The following is a 14,978-nucleotide window of genomic DNA, read 5'->3' on the forward strand; positions in this document are numbered from 1 at the left end:
GGGTTAATAATTATTAAGCTCAATATTTATTGAGCCCATATTAACCCCAGTGCCTTAACAGCAAGTGTGGCTACTGCTTATAAATTAGCCCTGCTTTCATTACAAACTGCACATTTTTAAGCTCTGCAATATTTTTTAGCGGCGAGGCATTAACACTAATAATGTCGGCTTGTTTACCCACACTCAAATCGCCTAATTGAGTATCTTGACCAAGCAGTTTAGCTGCACTCACGGTTGCCGATTTAATTGCCTGTGCTTCACTCATACCATTACTTACCAGTAAGCTAAACTCGTTAGCATTAAGGCCATGGCGCGATACGCCTGAGTCAGTGCCAAAGGCAATATTTACCTCATTTTTTAGCGCTAATTTAAACGATGCCTGCATTTTAGGTGTTACTTCGCGCACTTTATCTGCGATAGCAATTGGCATGTTTGGGTTACTAATTGCTTCTTCGCTCACTGTGGCACCAGCCAGCAAAGTAGGTACTAAGTAAGCTCCGGTTTTTTTAAACAGTGCTATAGCCTCTTTATCTAAATACGAGCCATGCTCTATTGAGTTTACACCCGCTTTAAGCGCGGCTTTTATGCCTTGCGTGCCATGTGCATGAGCGGCTACTTTACGTCCTAAATGATGCGCGGTATCTACAATTGCACTAAGCTCTGCGTCGCTTAATTGTTGATTAACGCCTGCGGCGGTATTACTTAATACGCCACCGGTGGCGGTAATTTTTATAACATCGGCACCACTTTTAATCACTTCGCGCGTGGCTCTGCGGCAATCGTCTGCGCCGTTACAAATACCTAATGATGCACCAACACCGTCACTTATATCTTTACGATAGCCATGTAAATCGGCGTGCCCACCAGTGGGCGATACTGTATTGCCTGCGGCAAAAATGCGCGGACCATTAATATCATTACGCTCAATGGCGCGCTTTAGCGGAAAAATAACCTGATAGTTACTGCCTAAGTCTCGCACTGAGGTAAAGCCTGCATTTAAAGTACGCTGTAAATATTTAATTGAACGCAGCGCGTTATCTGCTTCGTATTCGGTAGTCCAGCGATGCCTGCTAACATTGGCATCGCGCTCAAAAGTAACATGCACGTGCATGTCTATTAGCCCAGGCATTACAAAGTGATTTTTAAGGTCTATTACTTGCGCGCCGGGCAAACCCAGTGCATCTTTACTTACATAGCCGCTTTTAATTGCTGAAATTTTATCATCGGCTATTACCAGTGTTTGCTCAGTTTTAACCGTTTGCTCTGTACCTAGCATTACACTGCCCGCATAAATAATTTTATGTTGTTGTGCTAATGCCATATTTGTTGTTAACGCTAAAGTGATTGCAGTAAATGTAGTTATTAGTGTAGTTTTCATACTTGCTCCTTTTAAGCTCTACCTTTAACCCAATTAACTATAAATTGCTACATTTACGCTACAAAAACCCTTTTAATAAGCTATCATTTTTTATCTCCTTGGGTATTTACTAGTGTTAAAAGCCATTTTTTGGTATAACTTATTCATTAGTAATACATGTCAGACCACTTTTTAAGAGAACACACTATGCCTTACGCACACATCACTGGTTGGGGTAAATGCATTCCACCAGCAAGCATTAGTAACGACGAAATTAGCAAAATAGTGGATACCACAGACGAGTGGATAACATCACGAACAGGTATTAAATCTCGCAGAGTTAGCCATGTAAGTACTGCAGAGCTTGCTACTGTTGCGGCTAAGCATGCGATTGCTTGTGCCGGTATTGACGCTAAAGATATTGATTTAGTTATTTTAGCCACCTGTACGCCATCAACTATGGTGGCAAATACTGCGTCGTTAGTGCAAAAGAATATTGGCGCTGTGGGCGCTGCCGCTATGGACACTAACGCAGCTTGTTCAGGGTTTTTATATGCTCTACAAGCAGCAACAGCGCAAATACAAGCCGGTATGATTAAAAAGGCTGTGGTTATTGCTGCAGAGCGCATGACTTGGTATGTAAACTGGTCGCGCCGTGACAGTGCGGTATTATTTGGCGATGGCGCGGGTGCCGTAGTACTCGAAGCTGCCGATACACCTGCAGGTTTACTTGCGACTAAAACCGGTTGTGACAGTACAGATCGTGATATTTTACATATCGAAAACTTTGGTAGTGACTTAAATAAATATGAGCCGATTGGCCCATCTAATTTACTATTCGAAGGCCGTGAAATATTTAAGCGCGCTGTAAAAGGCATGAGTGAAGCATGCGACGACGTACTAGCTCAAGCAAATTTAAATCTAGACGATATAAACGTATTAGTGCCGCATCAAGCTAACTTACGTATTATTCAAGCCATTCAGCACCGTTTAAAAGTGCCAGATGAAAAAGTAATGGTTAATATTGGCCAGTACGGTAATACATCGGCAGCGACAATTGCCATTGCACTTTGCGAGGCGGTGGAGCAAGGTTTAATTAAACCACACTCAAATATTATGTCGGCAGCCTTTGGCGCTGGCCTTACGTGGGCTGCTAGTTATATTAAATGGGGCGAGCGTGTAACACCTATTAGTGTAAGTGATGCACAACTTCCTCCTTGCGATAAAACCGGCTTAGAGTTAGTTGCTCCAGCGGTAAAAGCATGTAAAGAAGCAGAGCCAACCTAAATAGGCAGCTACTTATTGAAACGCACTTAATTGTGCGTTTTTTGTTTTTAGTGTTTGTATTTAATTACACAATTTAGAGAGCGCGTTATGAAACTACTTGGCATTCATCATGCCGCTATTATTTGCAGCGACTACCCTCGCGCTAAGCATTTTTATAGCAAAATATTAAAGCTTAAAATTATTAATGAGCACTTTAGGACCGCGCGAAATTCTTATAAATTAGACTTAGCTTTGCCTGATGGCAGTCAAATTGAGTTATTTTCGTTTGCTGGCGCACCAGAGCGCCCAAGTTACCCTGAAGCACAAGGGTTAAGGCATTTGGCATTTAAAGTAAGTGATGTGCACGTGGCTAAAGTGTATTTAGAGTCGCAAGGGGTTAGTGTAGAGGACATAAGAGAAGATGAAATAACCGGCAAAAAGTTTACTTTTTTTGCCGATCCAGATAATTTACCGCTTGAGTTGTATGAGGTTTAACACCTCATACTAAATACTCGATTATTAGTTAAAACGGTTTTGCAGATAATTAAACACAGCACGAATACCTAGCGCTTCTCCGCCTACTGGGCGACCTGGTAGAGCACGTAAGTTCCATGCCATTACATCAAAATGTACCCAAGGCGTAGTTGGCTCAATAAATTCTTTTAAATACAGTGCAGCGGTAATTGCACCGCCAAATGGGGTGCTTGCACAGTTTGCCATATCGGCAACATCACTGTTTAAAAATGACTTATATTGATCAAATAACGGCAGTTGCCATACCGGATCGCTTACACTCAACCCTGCATCCATAATACTATTAGCAATAGTACGCTCAGTACAGAAAAACCCTGGTAGTTCAGTGCCCAAAGCAACTCGACACGCACCTGTTAAGGTAGCAAAGTCAATGATAAGCTCAGGCTCGTCGTTTTGGGCTTCGCTAAGCGCGTCACATAATACTAAACGTCCTTCGGCATCGGTATTGTCAATTTCAACCATAATGCCTTTACGGGTTTTTACTACATCGCCAGGGCGAAATGCGTTACGCGAAACCGCGTTTTCAACCGCAGGTACTAACACGCGTAATCTAATTGGTAAATTAGCAGCCATTATAAGCTGAGCAAGCGCAATAACATGCGCTGCGCCGCCCATGTCTTTTTTCATGTTACGCATACCGGCACTCGGTTTTAAGTCAAGCCCGCCTGAGTCAAAACATACACCTTTACCAACCAAAGTAATTAATGGTGCGTCTTTTGCGCCCCATTTTAAGTCGAGTAAACGCGGCTTATTTTCACTCGCACGACCAACCATATGAATTGTTGGGTAGTTTTGCTCTAACAGCTCATCTCCAATCCACTGAGTAAAGTCTCCATCAAAGGTGTCGGCTAAATCACTCATGACTTGTGCTAAATGTTGCGGCATCATATCGGCAGCCGGGGTATTAACTAAATCGCGGGCTAAACCAATTGCGTCGGCTTGTTGTTTTATTTGCTCGTAAAGTGTTTTGTCAGCAATACCTAACTGCGCTTTTGCGGTGACTTTTTCTTTGTACTCACTAAATTCATAACCACCCAATACAAAGCCTAAAGCAAGCTGCTCTATTAGGTGTTTTTCACCTTGAATTTGATAACAACCTACCGGTAACTTGGTGGCTAAGTCGCCTGCAGCCCAAAAGTCATCACTGCTGCGAATTATGCAATAAACATAGTTAAGCTCACCCGTTTCAGGGTTTGGTACTAATGCTAGCCCTTGCTTTTCAAAACCACTATTTGCTAACCAGTTTTGTACAAATGTAGGTTGCTGCGTAAGCCAATCGGTTAATTCGTTTTTAAGGATAAAAGATAAAGGAATTCCAGAAGAAGTATGACGAAGTAATGCACTCATTAAATGACTCACAAAATATAAATGGTCACTAAGCATAACAATAAGGAGACGCAAAAGGTATCGCTAATTTTGCCAATTATAGATTACTTTTTTAATGAGTTTTGTGGGTCTTGTTTTTGATTTTCTTGAGCTATTTCACGATCAAGCTCTTTAACTGAACGATTCATATTGAAGGAGCTAGGCAAAACATCAACGCCAACTAAGCGGCCCAGTTTAACCACTAAGGGAATAGTTAAAGGCGCAAACGGTAATATGGCAAATACCCCTAAACCCAAACCCTTTAAAATATCTACAAATTGCTCGTTTGCACGCTTTAATTCGGCTTTATTTGTTTGCCCTTGTGTGTAGCGTTTATAAATTGAAAGCATTTCTTTTGTTTCTTGTCTTTCTTGCGCAAGCGCAATTTTAAGCGCAACCATAGCACGACGAAAACGCAATTGCTGGCGCTTGGAACTAATTTTAACAACCCGCCATGGTGCGCGGTGTATGACTTTATATAATCGCATTGGCGTATTCTCACACAGGGATTCAAGTTCACAAAGAATAATTTACATGCCAAGGTCAATACTTTATTATTTACAGCCTTTTTAGTATTTAAAAAATCTTAATATGCAATTAAATATACTACCTGCAGTCGCAAAACCAGAAAAACCTAAGCCGGACGAGTGCTGTGGTGGTGGAAGTTGTTGCCCATGCGTATGGGATGAATATAAAAAGCAGCTCGCTATTTGGAAGCGTGAAAATGAGCAACACGCAATAACAATAAAGTAACAAAAACACTTAAACCCTCATTCAAACTCCCCTTAATTTAACCGTTTCCTTAATCAAACTGCGCATTACAAGCAGCACACACTGTATTGTTGCAATTTCATACAAAACACCCTCATTGTTAAATAATAGTTAATTAATAATTGCTCTACTTGTTTTTTCTCTATAGTCTATAAGCTGGACTCACAGGAAGTGGGCTTAATTTATTAAGCTTTAAGGAGTCAGCAAGTATTACCTTACTCCCCATGAAATGTGACTAGTCCGCTACAAAAATAACTCGTGTTACACAAACATGATTAACAAAACTATTCTAACTGGGGATATTTAGAATGAAATTAAAAAGTAATGTGCTAAACCAGGCAGTTAAATTTGCCTTAGCCACCACTACAGCCGGATTATTTATATCTGGCTCTGCTATTGCAGCCGACGCGCAAACAACAACCAAAGTTAATAAAAATCTAGAAAAAATTGCTGTTGTTGGTACACGCTCAGCACCTCGCTCTATTGGTGACTCACCGGTTCCTATTGATATTATTGGTGGTGAAGAGCTAAGCAAGTCAGGTAACACCGACATGCTAGAGCTATTAAAGGGCGCTATACCTTCATTAAACGTACACTCTATGCCAATTAGTGATGCAGCGTCATTAGTGCGCCCAGCTAACCTTAGGGGTTTACCATCAGACAGCACACTTATTTTATTAAATGGTAAACGCCGCCATCGCGCTTCTGTTATCGCCTTTTTAGGTGGTGGTATTAACGATGGTGCTCAAGGTGCCGATATTTCGGTTATTCCAAGTATTGCCCTTAAGCAAGTAGAAGTACTGCGTGACGGTGCTGCTGCACAATATGGCTCTGACGCTATTGCAGGGGTTATAAACTTTGTATTAAAAGATGCCTCTGAAGGGGGCTCTCTTGAAGTGCGTAAGGGCGAGTATTACGAAGGTGATGGCGACACCACTCAAGTTTCGGGCAATATTGGCCTTCCTTTTACCGACAATGGTTTTGCAAATTTAAGCTTTCAATATAAAACCGCAGATGCAACCAGCCGCTCAGTACAACGCTTTGATGCTAAAGCACTTAATGATGCAGGCGTACCCGACATAGCACCTATTACCCAAGTATGGGGCGCACCAGAAGTTAACGACGACATTTCAATTTTTGGTAATGTAGGTTTAGAGCTAACCAATAATTCAGAATTTTACATGTTTGGTAACTACTCTGAGCGCGATGTAAGAGGTGGTTTTTATTACCGTAACCCTCACACTCGCCCCGGTGCTTATTCAAACGATGGCGGCGATACTTTACTCGTTGGCGATTTAACCGGTGATATGAGTGGCAACTGCCCAACTATTGCCATTGATGATAACGTGCTTGATAATCCAGATTATATTAATGGGGTGGCAAATAACCCAGATTGTTTTGCATTTAATGAAATGCTGCCAGGTGGTTTTACACCAAACTTTGGCGGTAATATTACCGATGCGTCACTCACTATTGGTACTAAAGGTCAGTTTACTGATGGCTTTTTAAAGGATGTATATTACGATTTAAGTGGCACGGTTGGTTATAACGAATCTCGCTACTTTATTTACGATACGATTAATGCGTCTTTAGGCCCAGAAAGCCCACGTGACTTTAGCCCAGGTAAATACGAACAATTAGAGAAAAACTTTAACTTTGATCTATCCAAAGGTTTTGATTTTGGCCTAGCATACGATGTAAACATAGCATCAGGCCTAGAATGGCATGAAGAAACCTTTACTGTGATCTCTGGCGATGAAGCCTCGTTTATTGCAGGGCCACTTACCGATCAAGGTTTTGGTATTGGCTCAAATGGCTTTCCGGGTTTTAAACCCTCTGATGCCGGTGAATATAGCCGTCGTAACTACGCCGCTTATGTTGATATAGAAGCGCCCTTTACTGAAGAGTTTTTAATGGGCTTAGCCGTTCGTTTTGAAGATTACGATACCTTTGGCACAACTACTAACTACAAATTAATGGCTCAGTATCACTTAACTGAAGATTTAAATATTCGTGGTTCAATCAGCACAGGCTTTAGAGCGCCAACCGTTGGCCAAGCTAATGTGAGTAACGTACAAACAAACCTTAGTAGTGGTGTATTAGTAGATTCTGCATTATTACCACCTACTAACCCAATTGCGATACAACTTGGCGGGCAAGAATTAGAGCCTGAAGAATCACAAAGCTATACTTTTGGCGCTGTGTACACGCTAGGCGATTTATTTTTAACGGTAGATTATTACAATATTAAAGTTGATGAGCGCATTAGTCAATCTGATAAAATTGAACTTAGCCAAGCAGACAAAGACAAACTTACTGCCTCGGGCATTCCTAACGTACAAAACCTAGCACAGGTAAGCTTTTTTACTAATGACTTTGACACCACTACACAAGGTGTTGATTTAGTGGCTAACTACTCAACTGAGTTACTTAATGGCAGCTCAACATTTAGCTTAGCGTACAACTGGAATGAAACCGAAGTTACCCGCTCAACCATTATTACAGGGCCGTTTAAAGTAAGCCGTCTTGAGAATGACTTACCTAATCATCGTGCAACTCTAAGCTGGGCACAACAATGGGAAAGCTTCTCTGCGTTTACCCGCGTAAACTACTTTGGTGAATACCAAGGTGTGCATGTAGATTATGACGAAACAGCTAAAATGGCAGATGCTGCGGTTACCTTAGATGCTGAAATTACTTATTTTTTAAACGAATCAATGAGCTTTTCTGTAGGTGCACAAAACTTACTTGACCAAGAAGCTGAAAAACTTGATTTTAGTGGCGCTAGCGACTTTATCCCTAATAATAATTGGGGTGGTCAATACTACGAAACATCACCATTTGGTATTAACGGTGGTTATTATTACGTTAAAGCAACTTATACTTTTTAATCCTTATTGGTCATAAGGTAAAGGCGAAATGTGAAAGACATTTCGCCTTTTTCGCTGTATAGATAGTCAAGACAGAATCAACAGGAATGTTAAAGTTACAATGCTACTTAAAAAAGCGAATCAGTTACTGGCAGAAAACAAACTTAAAGATGCTGAGTTTTACTACAAAACAATACTTAAAGCCGATGCTGATAACGGCGAAGCCCTGTTTGGTTTAGGCCGAATTGCACTGCGCCTAGAGCGTAATGATGATGCTGTATATTTATTACAAAAAGCCTGTGAACGCCTGCCTTATATGCTTGAACCTCTACACGCACTGGCTGATGCATTTAATAATGTAAATTCACCAAATGATGCGCTAAAAGTGCTTGAGTACGCAAAAAACTTAGCCAGTAATAACCCCGACCCACATTACTATTTAGCCCAGCACTATTTAACGTATGGTGAGCTAGATAAAGCCCATACTACTTTTTCGCATGCACTGAGCTTAGGCGTTTACCCTGTTACAGCGTATATTTTGTTAGAGTTGGTACAATTGGGGCGTTTTGACAAAGAACATAACTACCTCAGTAACTTGCATCACTTGCTAACGCAAACTAATAATTTACGCCTTAAAATGGTGTGCTATTACGCTTTGGCAAAAAGTTACGACAAACTAGAGGATACTGATCAGGCGTTTAACTACTTTGTATTAGCTAACCAATTACAACGAAAACTAAGCGAATTTGATACCCAAGTTCTTACTGCTTTTTACGACGACATAATAAAATACAATACAGCTGCTCTTTTAAGCTCAGCGAATAAAAGTGTGAAAGGTGGCATTACCCCCTTATTCATAATTGGCATGCCACGCAGCGGCTCAACCCTACTTGAACAAATGTTGGTAAATCATAGCCAGTGCTCAAGCATGGGTGAAAGTATTAGTATAAGTAGTAATGTGATGGCTTTTTTAGAACAAAAAACCGGTTTTAGCTATCCACACTGTTTAGATCATTTAACACATGAGTTAATTAATAAGGCCCGCGACCTTTATATAGCAAAATTAAAAACAGCAAGCCCTTCTCGCCCCTTTGTTATTAATAAACTGCCAAGCAACTATCAAGCTATTGGGCTTATTTATATGCTATTTCCAAATGCAAAATTTATTAATTTAACCCGCGATTTTAATGCCACGGCATTTTCGGTATTTAGTAATTATTTTGCCGAAAACGAGCCTTACTTTTGCTCGTTAACCGAGTTTAAGCAATACCATAGCTTGTACGAAAAGTTAATGGCGCATTGGCAGGCGTTTCCGGCACTGCAAATATATAACCTAAGTTATGAGCAATTAGTAACGGACCCCAAAGGCCAACTCACTGCACTACTTAGGTTTATAGGTTGCTCGTTTGAAGAAAATTGCTTGGCATTTTATAAACAAAAAATCGCGGTTACCACACTCAGCAAACACGCTATACGTGAACCGGTTAATCTGCACAATGTTGATAAGTGGCAACGCTACAAAACGCCATTACTTAAGCTTTTGGCGCAGTCGCAAACCAATTAAGTACATCTTTAAACTGCTCATTGCGCGCATGCGGATGGGTTAACATATTAATATGGTCGTAATCTATTTTATGGCCATAACGACGTCCATAAATTTGCATTTTTTGTACCCCAGGACCCGACTCTTCCATAAACTTTTGAATATCTATTGGTTGTGCGAGGGCTTTATCTTTTGCGCCTGCAATATGCAGCGTTGGCGGCAAGGTTAATTGTGCAACGGCTTTAGCGTAATCAAAGTTATCGTCACTGTCTATCCAAGGTGTTTTTTTAGCCCACTGCATACTTTGCCAATGCGACTTTTGTGTTTCATCGTCACTGCCCCACTTTAAGCGTTTAGCCGGTAAGTACCCATGCTTTTTAGCCATTAACGGCGCCATAAAATACCAAATGAAATTAGCTTGAAGTAACTTTTTAGGGTGATTATTAAATAACGAGCGCTTAGTGCCAAAGTAAGCACAGGCTTTTACGTCGTTAATATAATTTGGGAATCGTGCAAATGCGCTATTCATTAACACTCCACCCCAAGAGTGAGCCAGCCAATAATCTGGTTTTTTCCCCTCTAACTGCTCTATTTTATCTATAAATGCAGGAATATCTTCTAAAATAGCTTCGGTTTGACCATACCGAGCATGCTTGTCTATAACCGGTTTACTTTCACCACGACCACGTAAATCAGCCACATAACACACAAACCCTTGCTCGGCTAAAAAAGGCGCTAAGCCTTTGTTGCTATGGGTATAAAATATTTTACCGTTTTCTACCGCGCCATGCATAAAAAACGCCACTGCGCCATTTGGCTTATCGCTACTAATACGACGTAAATGCAGTGTTTGCTGATCGGCTAATGTTATAAATACTGATTGCTGAGTGATTGCCACAGTGAGTCCTTTTTAATTGCTAACAGCTCATCCTACCAGTAACAACCTCGTAGCCATAGGGAAAATTATCACGTTTTTATCTCGGTATTTGTTACAATTAACTTTTATTCCTGTTGTAAAAATAATCATCATGAAAGCAAGCACCTCACGCGCAAAACTACACCCTCGTAATCAACATTTAAATGGCTACGATCTTGACCTATTAACTGAGCAGCATCCTGCACTTTCTGCTTTTATTATTACAACACCTGCAGGTACAAAAAGTATTGATTTTAGCGATAACAAAGCGGTAAAAACCCTTAATCAAGCCCTTTTAAAAGCCCATTACAATGTAGATTTTTGGGATATTCCACAGCATAACTTATGTCCACCTATTCCGGGACGAGTAGATTATATTCATTATTTGGCCGACTTATTAGCCGACGATAACCAAACGCAAATTCCCACTGGCCGTCAAGTTAAAGTATTAGATATTGGCACCGGCGCTAATTTGGTTTACCCGCTCACAGGTGGGCATGAATATAACTGGCATTTTACTGGCACCGATATTGACCCTGCAGCCATTAAAGTAGCAAAACAAATTGCGCAATTTAATAATTTAAAAATAACCTTAAAACAGCAAAAAAATGCCGCAAATATATTCAAAGGAGTTATAAACAGTAAAGATCTGTACCACTTAACGCTGTGTAACCCGCCGTTTCATGCCAGCAGCGAAGACGCTGTTAAAGGTAGCGAACGTAAATGGAAAAACCTTGGCAAAGCACCTAGCAGCACACTTAACTTTGGTGGCCAAAATAACGAGCTATGGTGCGAAGGCGGTGAAGTGCAATTTATCTCTAATATGATTAAAGAAAGTGCAGCCGTTGCAGAGCAAGTAATGTGGTTTACCTCTTTAGTGTCGAAAAAAGATAATATTGCGGCTTTAGAGCAAGAATTAAAACAACACCCTATAGCCCAATATAAAATAGTTGATATGGCACAAGGGCAAAAAGTTAGTCGTTTTATTGCTTGGAGTTATTTTGATAAAGCCACGCGTGAGCAAATTTGCGAAGAACTCGAATAATAATATAGTAAGGATTAACCCTATGATAGATTTTCGCTCAGATACGGTAACTAAACCCTCTAAAGCTATGCGCGATATAATGTATAACGCCCCTGTAGGCGATGACGTATATGGCGATGATGAAAGTGTTAACCAACTAGAAGCATATGCATGTGAGCGCTTTGAATTTGCGGAGGCACTTTTTTGTAGCTCAGGTACTCAAGCTAACTTATTGGCGTTAATGGCACATTGTGAGCGCGGAGACGAATACATTTGCGGCCAAAGTGCCCATAACTATAAATTTGAAGGCGGCGGCGCAGCCGTTTTAGGCTCAATACAACCCCAGCCAATTGAAAACGAAGCAGACGGTACACTTTGCTTTAATAAAATAGCGGCGGCAATAAAGCCTGATGATAATCATTTTGCCAACACTCGCTTATTAAGCCTTGAAAACACCATAGGCGGTAAAGTACTTGCTCTTGACTATCTTGCTGCAACGCGCAAGTTTGTAAACCAGCACAGCTTATCGCTACACCTAGATGGTGCGCGTGCGTTTAATGCAGCAGCCGATCTTAATGTGGATATAACTGCCATTACTCAGCACTTTGATTCTGTTTCGATTTGTTTATCTAAAGGGTTAGGTGCGCCAGTTGGATCGTTATTGCTAGGTTCAAAAGCGCTGATTAGCAAGGCAAGACGCTGGCGAAAAGTACTTGGCGGCGGTATGCGCCAAGCAGGAATGTTAGCAGCAGCAGGGCAATACGCACTTGAGCATAATGTCAAACGCTTAAGCGATGATCATGCTAATGCGCGCTACCTAGCGCAGCAATTAAGTACACTTAATGGCTTTAACGTTAACATGAAAAACACCACCAACATGGTTTATGCCAGCTGCGAGCCTAATATAAATATACAGCAGCTAGCAGCTAATTTAAAAGCGCAAGGAATACTGTTTAGTCCAAGTAAGCAACTTAGGTTAGTAACTCACTTAGACATAACTAAAGCAGATATAGACACCTTTATAAAGGCATTAGCGGCCCATATTTAACGCGGCTTTATAATGTTTGCGGCACACCGATTCATACCGGTTGTTGCCGCCTATTTCTACTTGGTTACCATCGGCTATTGCATCGCCATTTTCATCGGTACGCAATACGTGGTTGGCTTTGCGGCCACAATGACACACAGTTTTAAGCTCTACTAGCTTATCAGCCCAAGCAAGTAAATACTGCGACCCGGTAAATAGCTCACCTCTAAAGTCGTTACGCAAGCCGTAACATAGTACCGGAATACCCAGTTCATCAACCACATCGGTTAACTGCATCACTTGCTCTTTAGATAAAAACTGGCATTCGTCAACTAGTACACAATGGCGTTTTTTATCTTGATTTAGTGACTGTATAAGCGCAAACACATCTTTGTTTTCATCAAAAATATGCGCATCGGCTTGCAGCCCAATTCGCGAAGATACCTTGCCTACTCCCGCTCTATCATCAATTGCAGCTGTGAGGATCACCGGCTCCATACCACGCTCTTGGTAATTAAATGCAGATTGTAATAAAGTGGTTGATTTACCCGCATTCATTGCAGAATAATAAAAGTATAATTGCGCCATTGCTGTGCCTTCAGATAAAAAGTGCGCTTATGCTACCTCAAATGAGCGTTAATACCAATTTGGTTTATGCATTTTATGCATTAAGAACTGATCAACCGGTTTCGTGCTGCAATAACCATTGTTTTCTTGCAAGTCCACCCGCGTAACCTGTTAATTTTGCGTTTGCGCCAATAATACGGTGGCACGGTACAATAATACTTATTGGGTTTTTGCCATTAGCAGCGCCAACAGCGCGCACCGCTTTGGGGTTGTTTAATACCTTAGCAATATCGCCATACGTTTTAAGTTCCCCATAGGGAGCGTTAAGTAATGCCTGCCATACACTTTGTTGAAACACGGTTCCTTGGGTATCTAAAGGTACTGTAAAGGTAGTGCGCTGCTTAGCAAAATACTCATTAAGCTGCGCTGCGGCGCATAAAATAGCGTCATTAGTCACTTCGCTAAGCGCTGTAATGGGGTAATTTTTAGGTGGATAAAAACCCACATAGCTCACGCCGTTTTCGCTGCCTTGAATAATAATATCGTCGATAGGACTCGGTAGTAAGGTTTGAATTATCATCAGTTTACGGCAAGGATACTCGGTACTTTAGTGACGAGTATCCTTGCCGCCTCCATTGGTTGAGTTAACGTAGTGGTTCGAGCAGAAATCCGAACCGTGTTTTTCTTAATGTTGGCGCAGGCGTGAACCTTATTACCTAAAATAGTCTCTAGGGCAAAGTAGCCTGAGCTACGCTTGCCTTTAACAAAACCAGTACCTTGTGGTGTTTGTACAAAGTCGTGTTTTTTTAGGCCAAATAGCTTGCCGACTGGTATCCACTTTTCGGAGCGAACCCCCTTTGTCTGTTGGTAGTCACCAGAAGCCACATGACGTTTACGTAAAACATGTTTGGCTTGTTGTACAAGCTCGCCATTTTCACAACAAATTGACACGGCATCATAGTAATGAGTTTTCGGTAAGCCCAATACTTGCTCGCGCTTAAATTTGGTCACGTAGCCAAACGTTTCTTCAAAATCCCAGCACTGTTTTAACTGGACTTTGACTATACCTATTTCAGTCGCATGTTTTGTCTTTGAGCGCTTCACTTTTAGCTCAAACTTTCCTGCGTGTAAATCATTATGGCACGTCTCGCATAGCGTTATTAGGTTACTGGGTGCATCAGTGCCGCCCTGAGAACGAAATACTTTGTGGTGTACGTGCAGCTTGGCGCTGTGCTTCGTTTTACGTCCACTTTGACATTTATAATTGTCACGTTGCAATACGTAGGCTTTAACGTTGTAGTAGCCCAGCTGTGCGCCTTGCTGGTAGCCGGCACCAGTCACAGTTGGGTTAGTTATCTTGTGTATATCGAAGCTAGCAGTTTCAACCTTCCAATGTGAAATTGGTAAGATAGCTTCAACCTGCTTTTTCTCACGCAAGTGTGAATCAAGCTTGCTTTTTAGAGACGGTGCTAAGCGCCCCTCTTTACGCATTGAGGCACGGTTCAACCAACGTGCAGGGCGGTAGCGTAGCTTACGGTTTCTGCGAGTCCTTCGATACATTGCACGTTGCTGCATCTTTTTAGATACGTCAGTGCGCAAAGCCACCTCGCTTTGATAAATCCTCTAGGTAGAGGCCGTTTTTACCAAGCCAGGTAGAGTAATTGTGAACTACCCATCGACGCCACTCCGTGTCGATCAATGGGCTTCTACAGCCTTGACTTAGAGACTAGGCTGCTTC

General features: G+C 41.4%; 14 protein-coding genes. 7 read left to right on the forward strand and 7 right to left on the reverse strand.

What is annotated here, in order from left to right:
• Nucleotides 1-70 precede the first annotated feature (70 nt).
• A complete protein-coding gene (locus tag AAEZ22_RS10885) occupies nt 71-1,378 on the reverse strand; it encodes a metal-dependent hydrolase family protein (RefSeq protein ID WP_089369193.1) in 1,308 nt (435 codons plus the stop codon).
• Nucleotides 1,379-1,564: 186 nt separating this feature from the next.
• Here AAEZ22_RS10885 and AAEZ22_RS10890 point away from each other — a divergent pair, with 186 nt between their 5' ends.
• Nucleotides 1,565-2,644, forward strand: coding sequence for a ketoacyl-ACP synthase III (locus AAEZ22_RS10890; protein WP_197182877.1), 1,080 nt, complete (start codon nt 1,565-1,567; stop codon nt 2,642-2,644).
• 87 nt (nt 2,645-2,731) lie between these two features.
• The gene (gloA2, locus tag AAEZ22_RS10895; protein WP_182683674.1) at nt 2,732-3,118 is read left to right on the forward strand and encodes an SMU1112c/YaeR family gloxylase I-like metalloprotein; all 387 of its coding nucleotides are present in this window, start codon (nt 2,732-2,734) and stop codon (nt 3,116-3,118) included.
• Nucleotides 3,119-3,142: 24 nt separating this feature from the next.
• On the opposite strand, the gene AAEZ22_RS10900 is transcribed toward gloA2, so the two are convergent.
• Nucleotides 3,143-4,504, reverse strand: a complete 1,362-nt coding sequence (locus AAEZ22_RS10900) for a leucyl aminopeptidase family protein (RefSeq protein ID WP_197182878.1) — start codon at nt 4,502-4,504, stop codon at nt 3,143-3,145.
• An 83-nt stretch (nt 4,505-4,587) separates the two neighbouring features.
• Nucleotides 4,588-5,010, reverse strand: a complete 423-nt coding sequence (locus AAEZ22_RS10905; RefSeq protein ID WP_041454912.1) for a hypothetical protein — start codon at nt 5,008-5,010, stop codon at nt 4,588-4,590.
• A gap of 103 nt (nt 5,011-5,113) precedes the next feature.
• On the opposite strand from AAEZ22_RS10905, the gene AAEZ22_RS10910 reads away from it, so the two are divergent.
• From AAEZ22_RS10910 to AAEZ22_RS10920, 3 genes are all read left to right on the forward strand, one after another.
• On the forward strand, nt 5,114-5,275 hold the full coding sequence (locus AAEZ22_RS10910; RefSeq protein ID WP_086998010.1) for an oxidoreductase-like domain-containing protein: 162 nt from the start codon (nt 5,114-5,116) through the stop codon (nt 5,273-5,275).
• A gap of 326 nt (nt 5,276-5,601) precedes the next feature.
• The gene (locus AAEZ22_RS10915; protein ID WP_011329929.1) at nt 5,602-8,184 is read left to right on the forward strand and encodes a TonB-dependent receptor plug domain-containing protein; all 2,583 of its coding nucleotides are present in this window, start codon (nt 5,602-5,604) and stop codon (nt 8,182-8,184) included.
• A gap of 100 nt (nt 8,185-8,284) precedes the next feature.
• The gene (locus tag AAEZ22_RS10920) at nt 8,285-9,727 is read left to right on the forward strand and encodes a tetratricopeptide repeat-containing sulfotransferase family protein (RefSeq protein ID WP_182683675.1); all 1,443 of its coding nucleotides are present in this window, start codon (nt 8,285-8,287) and stop codon (nt 9,725-9,727) included.
• Here the strand turns inward: AAEZ22_RS10920 and AAEZ22_RS10925 are convergent.
• Nucleotides 9,696-10,604 (reverse strand): alpha/beta fold hydrolase, encoded by a 909-nt coding sequence (locus AAEZ22_RS10925; protein ID WP_011329927.1) that lies wholly within the window; start codon nt 10,602-10,604, stop codon nt 9,696-9,698. The genes AAEZ22_RS10920 and AAEZ22_RS10925 overlap by 32 nt on opposite strands.
• Nucleotides 10,605-10,734: 130 nt before the next feature.
• On the opposite strand from AAEZ22_RS10925, the gene rlmF reads away from it, so the two are divergent.
• Both rlmF and ltaE read left to right on the forward strand, forming a co-directional pair.
• Entirely contained in the window at nt 10,735-11,667 is a 933-nt protein-coding gene (gene rlmF, locus AAEZ22_RS10930) for a 23S rRNA (adenine(1618)-N(6))-methyltransferase RlmF (RefSeq protein WP_041454980.1), read from the forward strand.
• A gap of 22 nt (nt 11,668-11,689) precedes the next feature.
• The gene (ltaE, locus tag AAEZ22_RS10935) at nt 11,690-12,694 is read left to right on the forward strand and encodes a low-specificity L-threonine aldolase (protein ID WP_197182879.1); all 1,005 of its coding nucleotides are present in this window, start codon (nt 11,690-11,692) and stop codon (nt 12,692-12,694) included.
• Here the strand turns inward: ltaE and AAEZ22_RS10940 are convergent.
• The 3 genes from AAEZ22_RS10940 to iscB all read right to left on the reverse strand — a co-directional run bounded on the left by AAEZ22_RS10940 (nt 12,677) and on the right by iscB (nt 14,860).
• Nucleotides 12,677-13,261: a thymidine kinase gene (locus AAEZ22_RS10940; RefSeq protein WP_011329924.1), complete on the reverse strand. Its 585-nt coding sequence runs from the start codon at nt 13,259-13,261 to the stop codon at nt 12,677-12,679. The genes ltaE and AAEZ22_RS10940 overlap by 18 nt on opposite strands.
• Nucleotides 13,262-13,352: 91 nt before the next feature.
• Nucleotides 13,353-13,820 carry a methylated-DNA--[protein]-cysteine S-methyltransferase gene (locus AAEZ22_RS10945; protein ID WP_352297231.1) on the reverse strand — a complete coding sequence of 156 codons (468 nt, stop codon included), beginning with the start codon at nt 13,818-13,820 and terminating at the stop codon, nt 13,353-13,355.
• Nucleotides 13,820-14,860 (reverse strand): RNA-guided endonuclease IscB, encoded by a 1,041-nt coding sequence (gene iscB, locus AAEZ22_RS10950; protein ID WP_255319066.1) that lies wholly within the window; start codon nt 14,858-14,860, stop codon nt 13,820-13,822. The genes AAEZ22_RS10945 and iscB overlap by 1 nt, the downstream gene beginning before the upstream one ends.
• Between the last annotated feature and the right edge of the window lie 118 nt (nt 14,861-14,978).

The sequence above is a fragment of the Pseudoalteromonas sp. 20-MNA-CIBAN-0454 genome, from assembly GCF_040308685.1.
In the GTDB taxonomy this organism is placed as follows: Bacteria; Pseudomonadota; Gammaproteobacteria; order Enterobacterales; family Alteromonadaceae; genus Pseudoalteromonas; species Pseudoalteromonas nigrifaciens.

What these genes read in the sequence shown, in the direction of transcription:
- AAEZ22_RS10885 (WP_089369193.1), bottom strand. Translation starts at nt 1,378, where the DNA reads ATGAAAACTACACTAATAACTACATTTACTGCAATCACTTTAGCGTTA.
- AAEZ22_RS10890 (WP_197182877.1), top strand. Translation starts at nt 1,565, where the DNA reads ATGCCTTACGCACACATCACTGGTTGGGGTAAATGCATTCCACCAGCA.
- gloA2 (WP_182683674.1), top strand. Translation starts at nt 2,732, where the DNA reads ATGAAACTACTTGGCATTCATCATGCCGCTATTATTTGCAGCGACTAC.
- AAEZ22_RS10900 (WP_197182878.1), bottom strand. Translation starts at nt 4,504, where the DNA reads ATGAGTGCATTACTTCGTCATACTTCTTCTGGAATTCCTTTATCTTTT.
- AAEZ22_RS10905 (WP_041454912.1), bottom strand. Translation starts at nt 5,010, where the DNA reads ATGCGATTATATAAAGTCATACACCGCGCACCATGGCGGGTTGTTAAA.
- AAEZ22_RS10910 (WP_086998010.1), top strand. Translation starts at nt 5,114, where the DNA reads ATGCAATTAAATATACTACCTGCAGTCGCAAAACCAGAAAAACCTAAG.
- AAEZ22_RS10915 (WP_011329929.1), top strand. Translation starts at nt 5,602, where the DNA reads ATGAAATTAAAAAGTAATGTGCTAAACCAGGCAGTTAAATTTGCCTTA.
- AAEZ22_RS10920 (WP_182683675.1), top strand. Translation starts at nt 8,285, where the DNA reads ATGCTACTTAAAAAAGCGAATCAGTTACTGGCAGAAAACAAACTTAAA.
- rlmF (WP_041454980.1), top strand. Translation starts at nt 10,735, where the DNA reads ATGAAAGCAAGCACCTCACGCGCAAAACTACACCCTCGTAATCAACAT.
- ltaE (WP_197182879.1), top strand. Translation starts at nt 11,690, where the DNA reads ATGATAGATTTTCGCTCAGATACGGTAACTAAACCCTCTAAAGCTATG.
- AAEZ22_RS10940 (WP_011329924.1), bottom strand. Translation starts at nt 13,261, where the DNA reads ATGGCGCAATTATACTTTTATTATTCTGCAATGAATGCGGGTAAATCA.
- AAEZ22_RS10945 (WP_352297231.1), bottom strand. Translation starts at nt 13,820, where the DNA reads ATGATAATTCAAACCTTACTACCGAGTCCTATCGACGATATTATTATT.